Below are 16,730 nucleotides of genomic sequence, written 5' to 3'. Positions count from 1 at the left end.
GTATTTTGCCTCTTCTCCAAAGCGTGTGGGTAGATTCTGGGCGTTTTGATCATGATGACGGACCGGTTGATGGGTGGAGCGGAGAGTTGGCCACAAGCTGACGCGCAGAGCGCGGGGCGGCTGGGTGCGGGCCCCTCACAAGGCCCGCGGCGGGGCGGGGAGCGATCGATCGAAGACGCAGGGGTCCTTCAGCTTGTGGGCAGCTCGGAGCGGGGTGCGTGGCGCCGGCGCGCGTGCGCACACTCAGATCTGCGGCAGCATGCAGGTGAGGACTTTCAAGCGCAGGTGCTCCTCGTCGCGCAGCCCGTAGGCACGGCGCTGGATCACGCGGATCTTGTTGTTGAGCCCCTCGACAAAGCCCGGCGACACCTTGTTCTCCTCGCGGCAGTAGGCGGCGATCCCCTCCCAGTGCCGCTCGATCATGGCCGCGAACTTCTCGTACGGCCTGAGTCGCTGCCACTTCAGCGCCGCCTTCCAGTTCTCGAAGAAACGTCGCGGCCAGCCCTCCGCGCGGTAGTCCCACAGCTGGCCGAAGGACTCCTTGAGGACGTAGGCCGTGTTCAAGCGCTTGTTGGCGGTCAGCAGCTTCTTGAGGGCGCGCCGCCCATCGAGCTTCTATTCGCGGGCCGACGCCATACAGGCGCGGGATGGGGCGGCGTTCGTGGTGCAGGCGGTGACCCCCTGCCTGGCGGCAGCGTCGAGATGAACGCGGTCCACTGGCGTTCGTCGCCTCCCGACACTCGCCCTGCAACCCCGACGCCGAAGCGTCGAGCGCGGTGCCGAATACCGCGTCGACGCGCGGCGCAGCACCGTCGAAGCGTGCCGCGGCGGTCCGCAGCGCCGCGTTCAATGCGCGCGGTACGCGCGCCCGCCGCGCCACCGCCGCGTCGCCGCGCACGTCCGCCGGCGCGCCGAGTGAGATGACATCGGCCTTCACGGCCCAGTGCCGCGGCAGGCGCGGCGACCCCGGACATCCTCGTCCGGTGTCGAGTCATCACGGAAGCCGACGGGAAGCAGCGCAAGGAGTTGCTCGTCCGGATCTTCGCTACACCGGATCTTGGCTATGTTGACTCGTTTGTTGCGAAGGTGGTAGCTGCGGAAGGATCGTTGTCTGCGCAGTTCTTCCAGACGCCCCGGCGGGATTCCCGCGTGGCAACGGGGCGTCGTTGAACGCCGAGGGAGAAGAGGCTGCCATGTTGCCCTGTACGACGAAGTCGAGCTTCCACGCTTTAAAAGTGGCTCTGGTGGCGGTCTGCCTTTTCGGGACCACCGCGTGTTCGGGAGGGTGGTTCGCGAGCCCGACGCCGACGCCGACCACGCAGCCGACGTCGACTCGGACCATGACCCCGACCCTCGCGCCGCGCGCGAGCGATACCCCAACGCCGGCGCCGACCGCCCCACCCACACCCGATGCCGCCGCGACGGCAACGGTTAGCGCGCGGCGCGCCGCATGCGAGGGCGCCGTCGCGGTGCTCTCTGGCCGTGAGAAGGATTCCGCGGCTCTCGACCGCGCCGAAGTCTTGGCGATGGCGGTGCAAGCGCCGGATCTGGTCATGTGCGGTGCGGTAGTGACCGACGACCCGGCGCGGTGCACGCGACTGATGCCCGAAGACCGCGGACCGGGCGGCGCGTGCCGCGCTCTGGTGTCGATATTCCATGAGTTGCGCACTTATCCCGGGCGCAACTCCTTCCTGATTACGGAAGACGATGGGAGGGAGCTGGCGCAGGTGAGTGCCCCGCCAGCGGGGGTGTGGGATGCCGTGCGCAAGGCGGTGCGCTCCGGCGACGCCAGGGAATGTGCCGCGGCGGGAGATCTCGCTTCCATATGTCGTGCGTTTATCGAGCTGGATGCGAAGCGCTGCCGCGTCGAGGGTAAACTGGCCGACTTGCGTGTCGTCGCGCCCAAGACGGAAGGCAAACCGAAGCTCGGTACGTTAATCGAGGACTTCTGCAAGGAGAACATCAAGACCAGGGCCTTTCTTGCCAAAGGGCTGGCGGACGTGGCCGAATCTGGCCCGCCGCGCGAGCGCGAACTGGCGCGGGCGGCGCTCGGGCGCGCCGGCGCCTGCGGTGCTCATGCCGAGAACGCAGTGCAGGTTTGTATGGGCGGCGCGGCGGTCGCAGCGGCGGGTACTACCGCGGCGCCGGTAAAGCCCGCAGCCGGGGCAGGCGGGCCGGCCCCGGGGGCTGCCGGCGGGCCTGCGGCGCCGGGCTCGGCAACCGGTACCACGCCGTCCCGAGCGCCTTGAGGCCCTACGACCCGCGGTTGCGAGGAAGTCGCTGCCGGAGAGGCTTGCGCCGTGTCGGTGCAAGAAAAAACCCTCGCCATTCTGGCGCGCATCGCCGAAACTGACGAGGTGCAGAAAGACCCGGCCCTGAGGCTGTTCGATCTTGCCGTACTCGACTCCCTGAAGACCGTCGAGCTGATCCTGGCACTGTCCGCGGCCTTCGGGATCGAAATCTCTCCGGCCGAGTTCGACCGCGACGAGTGGGCGACGCCGAGCATGATCGTCGCAGACGTCGAGCGCCGGGTGCAAGCGTGAGGCAACCCCGTCTGGCCGCGGCGTCGGCCGCGCTGGTTGTCTTCGCCGCCGCCGTGGCCGCGAGCGCTGCCTACGCGCGGCGCGCGGAGATCGGCGCCGTACACGCCCTGGCCCCGCAGATGTTCGCGCAGAAGATGCGCGGCATCGCTTTGCAACAAGCCGCGTTCCGACAGCCCGATTTGCTGCCGATATACGGCAGTTCGGAGTTGAACGTTCCAAACGAGTTCCACTCCAGCGCCCTGTTCCGGAGCTATCCCAGGGGGTTCACCGTGTTTCCGGTCGGCAACCCCGGCAGCACGAGCCTGATCTGGTTGCAGGCGCTGGCGGCGGTGGGAGGGGATCTGGAAGGGAAGAAGGTGGCGCTCTTCCTATCGCCGCGTCCCTTCATGACTCCGACGGTCGACCGGCATGCGTACGCGGCCAACTTTTCGCCGTTGCAGGCCAACGAGCTCGTCTTCAGCTCGCGCCTGAGCTTCGGCCTGAAACAGGAGGTTGCCAGACGCCTGCAGCAGTATCCGGCGACGCTGGCCGGCGATCGCTTGCTGAGGTTCGCGATCGAGCGGTTGGCCGACGGATCGGTATCGAGCCGTTTCCTGTATTACGCGAGCTGGCCGCTGGGGGCGGCGCATTGCCTGGTGCTTCGCCTGGCCGACCACTGGGAGAACCTCGCCTTCCTCCGTGCTCGGGGTGGCTCGTCCCCGGTGCCGCGGCAAGGCGCCGAGCTCGACTGGCCGGCCCTGCTCGGCCGAGCCGAGCGTGAGTCCGAGCGCGCCGCGGGCAGGAACCCGTTCGGATTCGAGAGCGGATTCTGGGCCGCGCATGCCGCCGAGATCGCCCGGCAGAAAGGCGCGTACGCGTCGCCCGCGGCGGCCCCGGACATCGAGGGGAGCGCCGAATGGAAGGATCTCGAACTGCTATTGCGCGTCATCGGTGACCTCGGCGGTCGGCCTTTCCTGCTCAACGCGCCGTTTAACGGGACGTACTACGACTACCTCGGCGTGCCGTTGCCGGCACGCCGCGCGTATTACGATCGGCTGCTGGCGTTGGCGGATGCCTACGGCGTCCCGGCGATGAATTTCGCCGATCGCGACACGGACCCTTACTTCACCGCCGATCCGATGGCCCACTTGAGCGGCAAGGGCTGGGTCCACTACGGCCGTGCGTTGGACGCGTTCTTCCATGACCGGCCCGCTGCCGGTGACGGTTAGATGCCATGCAGCCAACGACCGAGAACGCTGTGCCGACCCGTCTCCGCTGGCTGGTCGGGTCCCTCGCCGAGAGGCCCGTGGCCGTAATGCTTTACTATCTCGCCGTACTGCTGGGTCTGGCGCTGCTTTACGGCGGAGGCGAAGTTATGACCTCGGGGTTCATCTACCAGGCGTTTTGATCGAGGTCTGCGGGCGGACTTCACCGCGGAGGCAACGGCACAGCAGGCGGATTCTTGACGCACCGATCGCGGGCGCGAGACGGTGCTGGCGGCGAGAGATCGGGTTGTCGAAGAAATCGCGTTGCGGTTCACCGAAGGCGGACAAGGAGGGTCGAGGACGGACATCGTCGGCACGATTGACGAGTGGGGACGGCGAACCCCGGAGCGCGTTGCGCACGTCAGTGGCGGGCGCCGGCTGACCTATGCCGCGCTCTGCCGTCAATCCGACGCCCTTGCCGCGCATCTCGCCCGCGCGTTGCCGGACGACGGCTCGCCGGTTGCCGTAATCGGGCACAAGGAGCCCGAGGTGCTGGTCGCCTTCGTGGGGGCTGCCAAGGCCGGGCATCCGTACGTTCCGATCGAGAGCGCACTGCCGGCACAGCGAGCGGCACGCATCGTGGCCATGGCCGGTTGCGCTTTGACGCTGACGGTGGCGGATGTCGCCGAGCTGACGCGCGGCCGTGCCGCGGCGCCGGCGCGCCGCCGGGCGCCGGCCGAGCCGTACTACGTCATGTTTACTTCCGGCAGCACGGGCGAGCCGAAGGGCGTCGTCATCACGGGGGGCAACCTCGGTGCGTTCCTCAACTGGATGCTTTCGACCCACGCCTTTGCGCCCGGCGAGATCTACCTCAATCAGGTGTCGTACGCGTTCGACGTATCGTGCATGGACACCTACACGGCGCTGCTCGGTGGCGGCACGGTATTCAGCATTACCGGCGAGGACTTGAGCCGACCCAAACAGCTTTATCGCTCGTTGGCGGCTTCCGGCGTGAGCACCTGGGTATCCACACCGTCATTCGCGGGCATGTGTTTGGCCGAGCGCACGTTTGCCGCGGCGCTGTTGCCGCGACTGCGGCGCTTTCTGTTCTGCGGCGAGGTACTGCCTCCGGAGGTTGCGGCGCTGCTGCTCGATCGTTTTCCCGGTGCGGAGGTGTGGAATACCTACGGGCCGACGGAGACGACCGTGGCGACCACGGCGATCCGCGTCGATCGTGATCTGCTGGCGCGATATCCGGCGTTGCCCATCGGCCGGGCGATGCCGGGCGCGCGGGTGCCGGTCGTCGACAGCGACGACCGGGTGGTCGAGCCGGGGGCGATCGGCGAAATCGTGATCGCCGGGCCGCACGTGAGTCCCGGTTACCTCGGGCGACCGGAGTTGACCGCGAGGGCGTTTTTCGAGCTGGACGGTATGCGCGCGTATCGTACCGGGGACCGCGGTCACTACGAGGATGGCCTGCTGTTCTTCGATGGCCGGCGGGACGATCAGATCAAGTTGCACGGCTATCGCATCGAGCTCGGCGACGTGGAGGCGAACTTGCGGCGCGTGGCGGGCGTGCGCGATGCGGTCGTGTTGCCCGTGATGGACAAGGAACGTCCCCGCTCGCTTGCCGCCTTTGTCGTGCTCGGCGAGCGTCCGGAGGGTTCCGACTTTGAGGTGTCGCGTCGGTTGCGGATGCGTCTGGCGGAGCGTTTGCCTGCCTACATGTTGCCGGGGCGGTTCGTATTCCTCGACGCCCTTCCGATGACCGCCAGTGGGAAGGCGGATCGGCGCCGGCTCGCGGCATTGCTGAAATGATTCCGTACGCGAGCTTTCTGTATTTCGGCGTTTTGCTGTACGTCGCGGTGCCGGCCGTGTTGCTCGGGCTGGCCGGCAGGAACCTGCGGCCCTGGATACTGGCGGCCACGGTGGGGATGCTGTTGGTGCAGTACGGCGGCATCCTCCGCATCGAGCCGGGCGTGGAGGTGCGCGAGTTCTGGCTCGTCGCGGCTTACGCGCTGTTCGAGTGGGTTGTCGCCGTGGGCTTCTTGCGCTTGCGGGCGCGCGCGGACCGCCGGTGGGTCTTCTACGCGGCGGTGGCGCTTGCGCTCCTGCCGATGGTCGCCGGCAAGTACGTGCCGATCCTGGCGCCGCAGTTTCAGTTCGGGTTTCTCGGCATTTCGTACGTCACGTTGCGGGCGGTCGACATCGTCATCTGCACGCAGGACCGGTTGATCGTGTCGCTGCCGGTTCGGCAGTTCTTCGCTTTCCTGTTCTTCTTCGCGACGATCTCGTCGGGCCCGATCGATCGTTACCGTCGTTTCGCCGGCGACTGGGAGCGGCGCCGCACGCGAGCGGAGTTCCTGGACGACATGGCAGGGGCCGTGCACAGGCTCTTTCGGGGCTTCTTCTACAAGTTCGTTCTGGCCACCCTGATCGAGCGGCACTGGATGGCGCCCGCGGCGGCGCGAGTCGATCTCGCCGGCACGCTGTCGTACATGTACGCGTACAGTTTCTACCTGTTCTTCGATTTCGCGGGTTACACGGCCTTTGCGATCGGGATCGGTTACTTGTTCGGAGTGCATACCCCGGAGAACTTCGACCGGCCGTTTCTCGCGCGGGACATCCGCGATTTCTGGAATCGCTGGAACATCACGCTTTCGTGGTGGCTGCGCGACCATATCTACATGCGATTCGTCATGGCGGCGTTGAAAGGCCGCTGGTTTGCGAGCAAGTACGTCGCTTCGTACCTGGGATTCTTCCTCGCCTTCGGCCTCATGGGACTGTGGCACGGGGCGGCGCTGCACTACGTCCTGTACGGGCTCTACCACGGGGCGTTGCTGTCGTCCCACGAGGCGTTCGCACGCTGGAACAAGCGCCGGAAGCTCTGGGGTGACGGCCCGTTGTGGCATGCCGCCGGAGTGTTCCTGACTTTCCACTGCGTGTGTTTGGGGTTTCTGCTCTTCTCCGGGCATCTGACGGCGGGGGGCGCACGGCACGCCGATCGGGCCGGGGCCGCGTCGGCGTACGAGGGCAGTTACGAGCGGGCGAGTTGCGAGGAGATCGGAGGCTGGGCCCGGGACCGAGCCAATCCGCAGGCGCCGGTCGACGTCGAGATCGTGGCCGACGGCAGGGTGCTCGCCACCGTGCGTGCCGATCTTTACCGGCGCGATCTTGCCGATGCGGGCAAGGGTAGCGGGGAGCACGGGTTCGTCTACGTGCTGCCGCGGCACTTGCAGGACGGTTCGCGGCACGAGGTGGCGGTACGGATCGCGGGCACGGGTATTGCGCTGGGCGACGAGCCGAAAGCGATCGTTTGCAGTATCCCGGTGCGGAGCATGGATGGCGGGGACGATGCGCTCGCCGCCGCGGCCGCGGTGCCGGAGAAGCGGGAGCTCCCCGTCTATGTCGACAACCGGGATGGTACGATCGCGGCACGGCACACCGGGCTCATGTGGGAGAAGAAGGTTGCACTCGATGGCACGGTGGAGGGCGCCAACCTCCACGACACCGACAACTGCTATCCGTGGGCGGGGACCTGTGCAGCGGACGGTGCCGATTGTCGGGTCGATGCGGACTGCGGGGAGAAGGGGCGGTGTCGGGCCGGCGATTGCCAGGCGGCGGCGCCGAACGGGCGGACGATCTTTCAGTGGATCGAGCAACTGAACGCGGCACGGTTCGCCGGGTACGACGACTGGCGGCTGCCGACGGCGCAGGAGCTGCACGGCATCGTGACGCCGCTGGAGGAGGGCGACCCGGCGACCCGGGCGGCGTTCGTCGGCGAGGCCTGCGGCGCCGGCTGCCGCGACATTGGCGATCCGGCGTGCAGTTGCACGCAGACCGGACTCTACTGGGCGGGGTCGAACGCGCCCAGCCCCGACGAAGCGTGGATGGCGTTTTTTTACTGCAACGGCAACCTGTTCCTGGACGTGAAGTCGAACACGTTCTTCGTCCGCGCGGTGCGCGGCGGTGCGCCGCCGCCCTGATCGATCGCGGGCGCACCGTGGTCGGGGCGTTGCGGTCGGAGCACTTCGCTCTTGCCCAAGTATCACACTCCGTCTACGGTGGCGCCGAGTCGTCCCATGTCGAAGACGGAACAGCCCGGACGGGCCGTTGGCGACACGGACCGGGTGCCGTGGGTGCGCCCGATCATCGAGGGTGACGACGCCCTCCTATCCGACATTCGTAAGGCGTTGGTGACCGGGCAGGTCACCAACAACGGCGAGTTCGTGAGGACTCTCGAGCGCCGGCTCGCCGACTATTTCGGGGTTGAGGACTGCGTGGTGGTTGCCTCGGGGAGCGCCGCCCTGCTGCTCGCCACGCGCGCACTGGGTCTTGCCGGCGCGAGGGCTGTGGTGCCGGCGTTTACCTTCATCGCGACGCTGGGTGCCCTCGTGCACAACGGCGTCACGCCGGTGTTCTGCGACATCGAACCCGACACCTGGACTCTCAGCCCGACTCACCTTGGGCGTCTGCTGGCGAGCGACCCGGCGATTCGGCTGGTGGTTCCGGTGAACGTATTCGGGGTGCCGCCGGACCTGCCGGCGCTCAGACGACTGCTGAGCGGCACGCCGACGGCGCTGCTGTTCGACAACGCCCACGGGCTGGGGACGGAGTCCGGGGGCGCGCATTGCACGCGGGAGCCTTTAATTCAGACGTACAGCCTCCACGCCACGAAGACGCTGCCTGGGATAGAGGGTGGGGCGGTGGTTTCCAGCGATCCGCGGCTACTGGCCGAGGTGCGCCGTCTGCGCAATCACGGGCTGGCCGCCGATCCGCTCGAGTCGACGCCGGGGTTCAACGCCAAGATGAGTGAGTTGCACGCCGCCGTGGCGTTGCGCTCTCTGGAGAGCCTGGACGCGGCGCTGGTGCGGCGGCGCGAGTACGCGGCACGGCTGCGGCGGGTACTGGAGGAAGACGGGAGGGCGCTCTTTGTTACTCAACGGATTCCGGACGGAGTGCGGTCGAACTTTCAGAACCTGGCCGTACTGTGTCGGCGCGAGGATCGGGGTGGTTTGAGCGCGATACAGGCGGAGTTCGCCGGCGCCGGTGTCGAGACGCGCCGTTACTTCTGGCCGGCGCTGCACGACCTGCCCGCGTACCGGGGTCGGTTCTCGCTGCCGGTCACGGAGGCGGTGGCCCGCAACGTGCTGTGCCTGCCGCTGCACAGTCGGATGGAGCCGGCGGTGCTGGAACGCATCGAAGCTTCGATACGGCAGGTGGCAGCGCGGTTCGCGTAGGGGCCGTGCGTCGGGCCGGGCACTCGGCCACGGGACAACCTCCTCATTGCTGCGTTGAAGCGACGGACTGTGCCGCCGCGGACCGCGTCTGTCTGCCCGTACCGGTCGACGCAGGGCTCTCGACCGGGTGTGCGGCGATACCGTCCGAGAGGCGGTACGGTCACCCGCGCGGTGACCCTGCTACCACCATCGGCAGGGGCACGAGGTCGCGCCGAATCGCGTCCAGCACGAAGCCCAGCGACTCCAGCGAGACCGCGCCGAGCAGGGTCGCATCCCCGGCCTCGCCGAAGATGACCGGCGCGGCGCCGCGCGTTCCGGCGTAAAAGAACAAGGCGTCGCCACGGTCGCGTTCTATGATCGATCCATCGGCCAGGCGGAACCTCTGGTGCCCATGCGGCTGAATCCCCAGCCGTTCGAGCACGGCGCGCGGTACGAAAGAGTACACCGCGCCGGAGTCCACAAGGAACTCCACCGACTCGCGCGTGTCCGGCGCCGCGGGATTGGCGACCTCGAGGGTCAGCCCGGTTAAGGCCACGCACGCGAGGATAGACGGCACGTCACAGTCCGTCAAAGCCGGCGACGCGGCTCGCTGGCGATAGCGTCGCCGGCGATGCCGAGAGATGGCTTCTACCGGGCTGCTGCGCCGTAACAGGCCTCGAACACCGTCCGACAGGCGCGGAGATCGGCGTCGGGCGACGCCGACCCGGTGAGAATCGGCGGCGCCGGTCCCGTCGGACGCGCAAGAAGGTCGCGGCGCATCGCCGCCCAGTAGCCGTTCATCGGCGGGTCCGCGAGTGCGCACTGCGGGCGCGGCAGGCTCCGGCCGGTGCGGACGCGCGTGTAGAGGTCACCGAAGACGAGACATTCGAGTTGAACGGCGGCCCGGCAGTCGGTGGTTAGATCCGGGTCCACGAAATCGCGGCAGGACTCTTCGTTGCCCTTGCGATGCGTGCCGTAGAAGTAAGCGTAGGCGCGACGCTCGGTCGGACTGAGGTCTGTGGGCGGTGCGCCGTCCACCTTGCCGCCGCGTCGCCACGCCAGCTCGCGAGCCATGCCGCCGATGCAGTCGAGAGCGAGCGTGGGCGCGGAGAGCGATCGGCAACGCGCGATCGTGTGCTCGACCCGCGTCAGTCCATGCGGTGCAAGGCCGTGATCGTGTTCTCGCGCGAAACCCTCGCCGAATCGCCAGCCGCATGCGGCGCCGGCCTGGTTCTGCCGCAAAGCGGCCACCGGTCCGAGTCCTCCCACGATGGCATCCGGGCGGTAGAGCAGCAGCGTCACCACGATTGCCCCCGCGGCGAACCGGAGCCCGGCCCCTCGGCGAGCCGTCGCGCGCGCGCACGCCCATGCGAGGGCGAGCGCGTACAATACGACAAGTGTCGAGTATCCGTAGATCTCGTAGGCGTCGAGGCCGCCCTGCGCCATTGCCGAGAGCGCGACGAGGAACAGGCAAGTGAAGCCGACCACGAGGCCGAGTGCGACCGGCGCACCGGCGATCGCCGGATCGGGCCGGCGCGACTTGAACCGTCTCGCGGCGCGCACGAAGAGCACGATCCCGATCGCGAGCGCCAATGCCCACGCTGCCAGAAGCCCGATACGGTACTCGCCGAGAAAGAGCAGATCGTCGAGGAACAGCCCCGGAAAAGTCCGCGCGCCCCTTTCGGGCTTGGCGGCCATGGTCGCCCAGCCCAGCGCGTGGCGTTGCGCGACGACCAGCAACTCCGGCAGGGCCCCGAACGCGAAGCCCGCGGTTGCGGCCACGAGACGATGTCGGTAGGGCCACGCGACCGCCACCTCCGCCACCGCGAGGACGGGAATTGCGAGCGCGGTGCCCTTGTTCAGGTAGAGCGCCACGCCGACCAGTGCCCACCGGAGGGCGGCACCGGCGACCGACGGGCTCTGCACCCCGTAGGCGAAGACGGCGAGCAGGATCGTGTCAATGGCCGCTCCCTCGGCGTGGTTGCCGACGCCGTTCATGGTGGTGAGGGTGATCACGCGTGGGGCGCATGCGAAGGCGATCACAAGGGCGGCGGCGGCCACCCAGCGCACGCGTCGCGCCGTCAGTCCGAGCTCGCTCAAACACGCGCGCAGGAGCCACAGGGCGGCTACCGCACCGGCGGCGGCGATGACGTGGGTGGCAAGCTTCAGTGCCAGGACGTTGCGCCCGAGGATGGAGAACGACCCTGCCGTCAGCAGGCCGCTGAAGAACGAGCCATTGTCGTACTCGTTGGGTGCGTACGCCAGCAGCGGGAAGCGGATGCCGTGGGCGAGTACGTCGACGGCGATGCCGCCGATGTGACACTCCTGGTCGCTTTGCGGGATGAGATGCGCGCGCGCGAGGAAGCGAGCGACGAAGAGCAGGACAGCAAAGCCGGCAACCTCCGCGAGCATGCGCAGGACGGCCCGCGCCGTGGACGGCTTCGTCTTGCCGGGGTGATGCTCGGTGGCGATCATCCCCCGGGCAACACTTTCCGGCCAGGGTTGGCGATCGGTTGAACGCGGGTGCGGGCCGGCTTCGACTCACCCAGCTCGCGCAGTCGTCGGTACGATTTCACTGGGCCTTTCCCGCGCAACGCAACTCACCGGCGTTAGGAATCATCGCACGGCGAGGCGATTCCTGTACACCCTGTTCCGCGCCGCGTCCAATCCGCGGCGAGCCGCGCTCTGTCTTGACGACTTCTTTTTCTGTCCCGCAACGTGACGACACCCTGCTATGGTACGGCGTACAATGGAAGGCGCCGTAAATGCCTCGTCAGGGCCCCGCATTCGGCGATCGGACGGAGGGGGCAGGGCCCTCAGGGTTGCGCTGCTCGGTCACTCGAGCGCGCACGAAGACTTCACATACGCATTCGGGCTTTATCGCATCGTTGCCTACTGCCGCAGCCTGGACCTGCCGCACGAAATTCGCGTGTTCGACCGCAGTTCCAGTGCCGACGAGGACGAGGATCTGGAGCTCTTGCTCGACTTCCGGCCGGATGTGATTGGGCTCAGTGCGTTTCTGTGGAACCTGCCGCGCATCGTGCGCCTGGTCAGCCGCTTGCGCCTGGGTGGCACCTCGGCGGTGCTGGTCGTCGGCGGGCCAAGTGCGGTGGGATTCGAGGATCTGGCCTGCGACGGCTCGCGCCCGGATTTGCTGGTGATCGGATATGGCGAACAGACGTTCGCCAATCTGCTCGACGCCGTGTCGGAGGGTCGGCTCGACGAGAGCCTTGGGAAGATCGGTAACGTCGTGAGTTACCGGGGGGGGCGTCCCGAGCGGTTTGGGTGTTCGCAGCCACCCGACTCCCTCGACAGCCTCACGTCGCCCTACCTCGATGGTCTGGTCGATCTGCGCGGCCGCTCCACCATTTACATTGAGACGGATCGCGGCTGTCCCTACTCGTGCTCGTTCTGCATCGAGAGCACCGCCCCGCCCAAGGTGGCGCGTTTCTCGATAGCCCGCATCGAAACGGAACTCATCTGGGCGCTGGCACGCGGAATTCGGTACGTGGAGCTGTGCAGTGCGATCTTCAACCTCGATACGGATTGGGTGCGCGAATTCGTGACCATGGTAGAGCGTGTCGATCCGAGGCAGCAGATGTCGTTCTCGGCAGCGCTGTTCGCCACCCACATGAACGAGGAGCAGGCCGAGTTGTTCGGGCGTCTGCGCATGAAGTCCGCCCTGTTCGGGCTCAATTCGGTGAATCCGGCAACATTCAAGGACGTGCGTCGCGTGATAAGACCGGAGGCGTTCCGCGAGAAGATCGCCATCTACGCGCGTAGGGGCAGACCACAGGTATCGCTTATCATGGGCCTCCCGGGGGATACGCCGAACGGCTTGAAACAGACGCTGGCGTTTGCCGAGACGCTACCGGCCGACGTGATGCTGTTTCGCTTCATGGTGCTCGCCGGGACGATCTACTACGAGCGCCGCGAGCCGTTGAAGCTCGAGATCGACTTCGCGCATGGTAACCGCATCCTCAGCACGTACAGTTACGACCGGGCCGATTTCGAGCGCATGGAGGCAATTGCGGCGAGCGCCGGATTCGACGAGGTAAATCCGGGCGAGTGGGTGCGGCGCGCCGACCAGGAACGCTTTCGGGTGCGTAAGCCGATGTCGCGCCGGAAATGGAACTTGCTCTATCGGATATTGCGATCGATGCAGATGTCGCGACAGGCATGGCCGGGAGGCGCCCGGTATCGTCGCGTCTTTCTGGAGGTGCTGCATTTCGCAGGGGTCTCCTTCGAAGGTCCGGGCCCGACCCGGACGGATATCTACGTCTACGATCGAGACGACGAGGTTGCGGCACTGGAGCGGTCGCGCTTCTTCAGCCTGACGCTGCGGGACCGAACACGCCGCCCGACGGGCGGCGCGCCGGCCGAACCGGACAACGGTCGCTCTTTACTCGGGACGTTCGCGGCAGCGTTCAGAGCGGCGGAGATTGCGTCTATCGAGGCTCGCGGTTCTGCGGCAGGTGGCGGGGGCTCCGCTGGCTCGCGTCCGGAGTAGGTGCGGTTTGCAGCGGGGGCACCCTCCTCTTCGGGGGTTGTGTGCCACACCGTTGCCGTGGAGTTGGGGTAACCGTGGGACCCGCCCTTGCCCTTGGAGCCGAGCCCCCGATCGGCTTGTTGGGGCGCGGTTCTTCCTTGACGCTTGAGGGTATTGGCCGTAACTCACAATATGCAGTCGGTGGCTAAGTATTGATGGGCACAATTACGGCGACGTATTCCGTACGACGCTTCCCGTTCGCCCCGAGTAGCCCCGTTTTCTCAGGGGCGTATCGAGGGGCAGCCTGGCGAGCGGCTTTGCGGCCCCGCCCCTCGATACGCCGCCGAAAAGATGGCGCTACTCGGGACGAACGGAATACGTCGCCGGACTAATGAACCGGAGTACTAAGTAGAGTTCGGCGCAAGTGTGGCAACGTATTCGCATCTGTGACTGGCGGGCTGGTGCGGCTGTCGGTTCGGTGTCCGGACCCCTCCGGCTCGCCTTTCGCCAGGGGGTAGCCCCGGCGCGATCGAGTCGGCAGTTTCGACGGGGGCATCGCTGTGCTTGAGACGGAGCGATCCGGTGCGATCGTCGAGGTCGGGCCCGACGGGGGGAAGGGCGCGGGGCCGCCTGTCGCGCCGCCGTTCCTGAGCATCGTTGCACCGGTGCATAACGAAGCCGCGGTGGTCCGGGAGCTGGTGGAGCGCTGTGCCGCCGCTGCACGACGCTGTGCGGTGTCGTTCGAGGTAGTCATTGTCGACGATGCCAGTACGGACGACACGGCTAGCCTGCTCGCGAGCTTGGCCGCCGACCCGTGCGTACGTACGTGCCGGCTGCCGGCTAATGTCGGGCAATTTCGCGCCACGCAGGTGGGGTTGCGCGATGTGCGTGGTCAATCGGTCATCGTGCTGGACGGTGACCTGCAGGACCCGCCAGAAGCAATTCCACGGCTGGTGGCGGCATTGTCAACCGGCCCACGTCACGTCCTCGCGGTGCAGGCGGTCAAGGACAGCCGCGACGATCCGCTGCCGATGATGATCGGACAGCGCCTGTTCCACTGGATGCAGCATGTCCTGAGCGGGGTGGCGGTGGCGCGGGGAGCCGGCAGTTATTGCATCATGCGCCGCAGCGTGGTTCGGCGTGTGGCCATGGCCGATCTGGCACACGCCAACCTGGCGGCGGTTTTGGCCGTGGTCGTTCACGCCCTCGGAGGGGAGGTCGCGACGATCTCATACGCCAAGGGGGCCAGATACGACCGCCGCGGTCGCGTAGGTTGGATGGGGCTCGCTGCCGAGGCGGTCGAGTCGCTGGCGGTGACGGGGGCTTTGTCGCGGCTCCTGGGTGGTGGGGCGATCTTGTTAGGGCTGGGGGGCCTGGTGCTCGGGGGCTCGATGGCGATGCGGGCGGCGCTGCTTGCCGCCGCGGTGCTGACCGCCGGGGCCGCCCTCGGTTCGCGCCGCCGGGCCCGCCGTGCCGTTGCCGCCGGTTTGGCGGTTGGCGACGCAGACGGATGAGTGCCGGCGAACATCTCTGGCTCGCAGCCAACGCCACGGCGCTGGTTCTGCTCGGCGCCGTGCTGGCGGGATGGGCTCGCGCGCGGCCACGATTGCGGCTGCCCCTGCTCGTTGGGGTGGCAGGTCTGGGGCTGGGCATGGTCGTGGTGCTGTCGGCCTTCGGGCCGGCGCAGGTCGAGACCGGTTGGATTACGGTGCTGCAGGAGGGGCGGAGTGTTCGCAATATCCGGCAGCTCTATGGCGGCACTACCCACGTTGGCTCCGGCTTCGCGGCGCTGACGGCAGCGCTGGCGGACCCGGGTGTCGAAGCCCTGCGCGCGGTGGTGCATTTCAACCTCTGCCTGGCGGCTGCGAACGCGCTGATCTTTTTCCTGCTGGCCACTGTCGTGCTGCGCACGTGGCTGGGCGGCCTGGCTTTCGCGCTCGGTTACGTGTGCAACCTGAACACGCTGCACGCGGCTTTCTCCGAGACCCCCGCGATGTTGTGGACGACGTACTTCTGGCTGGGGTGCGTGGCCGCTGGTGTGGTCCTGGACGACGAGCACGGCTCGGGACGGTTGCGGTTGCTGGCGCTGCTCGCGTTGGGGTTGCTGGTTGTTCTGGCGGCCAGCGTGCGTCTGGAGTGGCTGATAATCGGCTTTCCGGCGATCGCCATTGGTGCAGCAAGGGTACTGGGCATGGAGGCGCCGATGCGCTCCGGCGTTGCGGCCCTGGGCCGCGTCGTGCGGAACGTGGTAGCGGGGCCGCTCTGGATCTTTCTCGTCGTCGTCGTGTTGTTGCTCGGACTTCAGAGCTTGCCGTCGTGGGGACCGGCAGCTTACGTCGTCGACGGCATGGCTCCCTTGAACATGTCCTTTCTGCTGTTGCCGCTGAAGCTCGGAGTGTTTCTCCCCATTGGCTTCATCGTCCTCTTCATTCTCGGGACGATTTACACGACGCGGCACTGGCTGAGGTTCTGTCTATTGCCGATCGCGCTGTTGACGTTGTTCAAGAGTTACTCGGCGGCAGCGCAGGGGAACTTCGAGCACTTCCGTTACGCGAGTTTCGTCGTGCCCGGGGTGTTTTACGTCGCGCTGTTCGGGTTTCGCGAGCTTGCGGAATGGGCCCAGAGATGGACCTGGCCGCCGTGGTGGAGGCGCGTGGCGTTGCTGTCGCTCGCGCTCAGCATGACGGTGTGGCAGCCGTTGGGGCCGCGGGAGCTGTTCGGTCGCCGCCAGCGGTTGCCCGGTATCGCCGATGCGATCCCGCTGCTGGCAGTCAACCAGCAGACAGAGGTTCGCTACCTGCTCGATCTCGTGACCCGGTATCCAGAGTGTGTCTTCCTGGCAAAGGCCCCGCGGAGCGAGTCGGTGGGCGTGGAGGTGGCCGGGGCCCGCTGGGCGGCGTTCGGTGCGCCGTTGCCGTACTTCCGGGAAGTGCCGGACGCCGGGATGGGGCTCGATGCGGTGGCGCGGGAGATTGCGCCGAGTACGGCCTGCGTTCTCTTCTATCGCAGCCTGGATTGCAGTCTCGTCGAGTTCGACGGTTGCCGTGCCGAGACGGAGGGCCGGGCGGCCGTGGAGGAACGCGTGCTGGAGAACCTGCCGTTCAGCGACATCGGCTCTTACGGTGCGCACCGCGCCGAGGTTGTCCTCGGCGTATATCCGGTCCTGGGAGAACCCCGGTGAAGGTCCGGGAAGGGGGTGAGGGTGGACAACTGGTGCAGCGCGGAGCAAGTGCGGTGACGGGTCAGCGTCGGTGATCGGTGGGCTGGTATTGCGAGCGAGGACGTACGGCGTCGA

At 67.3% G+C, this 16,730-nt stretch carries 14 protein-coding genes; 11 read left to right on the top strand and 3 right to left on the bottom strand.

What is annotated here, in order from left to right; translation table 11 throughout:
- Positions 1-243: 243 nt before the first annotated feature.
- Positions 244-564, bottom strand: coding sequence for a transposase (locus tag L6Q96_16875; GenBank protein MCK6556231.1), 321 nt, complete (start codon positions 562-564; stop codon positions 244-246).
- Here L6Q96_16875 and L6Q96_16870 point away from each other — a divergent pair.
- The 8 genes from L6Q96_16870 (at position 557) to L6Q96_16835 (ending at position 8,967) form a co-directional block, all read left to right on the top strand.
- Positions 557-706: a hypothetical protein gene (locus tag L6Q96_16870; GenBank protein ID MCK6556230.1), complete on the top strand. Its 150-nt coding sequence runs from the start codon at positions 557-559 to the stop codon at positions 704-706. The genes L6Q96_16875 and L6Q96_16870 overlap by 8 nt on opposite strands.
- A 487-nt stretch (positions 707-1,193) precedes the next feature.
- Complete coding sequence (locus tag L6Q96_16865; protein ID MCK6556229.1) at positions 1,194-2,249, top strand: hypothetical protein; 1,056 nt, start codon at positions 1,194-1,196, stop codon at positions 2,247-2,249.
- A gap of 51 nt (positions 2,250-2,300) precedes the next feature.
- Positions 2,301-2,543 (top strand): D-alanine--poly(phosphoribitol) ligase subunit DltC, encoded by a 243-nt coding sequence (dltC, locus tag L6Q96_16860; GenBank protein ID MCK6556228.1) that lies wholly within the window; start codon positions 2,301-2,303, stop codon positions 2,541-2,543.
- Entirely contained in the window at positions 2,540-3,751 is a 1,212-nt protein-coding gene (gene dltD, locus L6Q96_16855) for a D-alanyl-lipoteichoic acid biosynthesis protein DltD (GenBank protein ID MCK6556227.1), read from the top strand. Before dltC ends, dltD begins: the two co-directional genes overlap by 4 nt.
- Before the next feature lie 5 nt (positions 3,752-3,756).
- Positions 3,757-3,930, top strand: coding sequence for a teichoic acid D-Ala incorporation-associated protein DltX (dltX, locus tag L6Q96_16850; GenBank protein ID MCK6556226.1), 174 nt, complete (start codon positions 3,757-3,759; stop codon positions 3,928-3,930).
- A gap of 82 nt (positions 3,931-4,012) precedes the next feature.
- Positions 4,013-5,545 (top strand): D-alanine--poly(phosphoribitol) ligase subunit DltA, encoded by a 1,533-nt coding sequence (dltA, locus tag L6Q96_16845; protein MCK6556225.1) that lies wholly within the window; start codon positions 4,013-4,015, stop codon positions 5,543-5,545.
- Complete coding sequence (gene dltB / locus L6Q96_16840; GenBank protein ID MCK6556224.1) at positions 5,542-7,713, top strand: D-alanyl-lipoteichoic acid biosynthesis protein DltB; 2,172 nt, start codon at positions 5,542-5,544, stop codon at positions 7,711-7,713. Before dltA ends, dltB begins: the two co-directional genes overlap by 4 nt.
- 96 nt (positions 7,714-7,809) lie before the next feature.
- Entirely contained in the window at positions 7,810-8,967 is a 1,158-nt protein-coding gene (locus tag L6Q96_16835) for a DegT/DnrJ/EryC1/StrS aminotransferase family protein (protein MCK6556223.1), read from the top strand.
- Between the two features lie 160 nt (positions 8,968-9,127).
- Here the strand turns inward: L6Q96_16835 and L6Q96_16830 are convergent, their stop codons facing one another.
- A complete protein-coding gene (locus tag L6Q96_16830) occupies positions 9,128-9,523 on the bottom strand; it encodes an aspartyl protease (GenBank protein ID MCK6556222.1) in 396 nt (131 codons plus the stop codon).
- Between the two features lie 71 nt (positions 9,524-9,594).
- Positions 9,595-11,421: a hypothetical protein gene (locus L6Q96_16825; protein MCK6556221.1), complete on the bottom strand. Its 1,827-nt coding sequence runs from the start codon at positions 11,419-11,421 to the stop codon at positions 9,595-9,597.
- 454 nt (positions 11,422-11,875) lie between these two features.
- Here L6Q96_16825 and L6Q96_16820 point away from each other — a divergent pair, with 454 nt between their 5' ends.
- The 3 genes from L6Q96_16820 (at position 11,876) to L6Q96_16810 (ending at position 16,616) form a co-directional block, all read left to right on the top strand.
- Positions 11,876-13,456: a radical SAM protein gene (locus L6Q96_16820; protein MCK6556220.1), complete on the top strand. Its 1,581-nt coding sequence runs from the start codon at positions 11,876-11,878 to the stop codon at positions 13,454-13,456.
- 539 nt (positions 13,457-13,995) lie between these two features.
- Positions 13,996-14,949 carry a glycosyltransferase gene (locus tag L6Q96_16815; GenBank protein ID MCK6556219.1) on the top strand — a complete coding sequence of 318 codons (954 nt, stop codon included), beginning with the start codon at positions 13,996-13,998 and terminating at the stop codon, positions 14,947-14,949.
- Entirely contained in the window at positions 14,946-16,616 is a 1,671-nt protein-coding gene (locus L6Q96_16810) for a DUF2079 domain-containing protein (GenBank protein MCK6556218.1), read from the top strand. The genes L6Q96_16815 and L6Q96_16810 overlap by 4 nt, the downstream gene beginning before the upstream one ends.
- The last annotated feature ends 114 nt before the right edge of the window (positions 16,617-16,730 follow it).

Source organism: Candidatus Binatia bacterium (genome assembly GCA_023150935.1).
Classification (GTDB): Bacteria; Desulfobacterota; Binatia; order HRBIN30; family HRBIN30; genus JAKLJW01.
The sequence above is the reverse complement of the archived record's forward strand: the minus strand, read 5'-3'. Positions and strand labels throughout refer to the sequence as shown.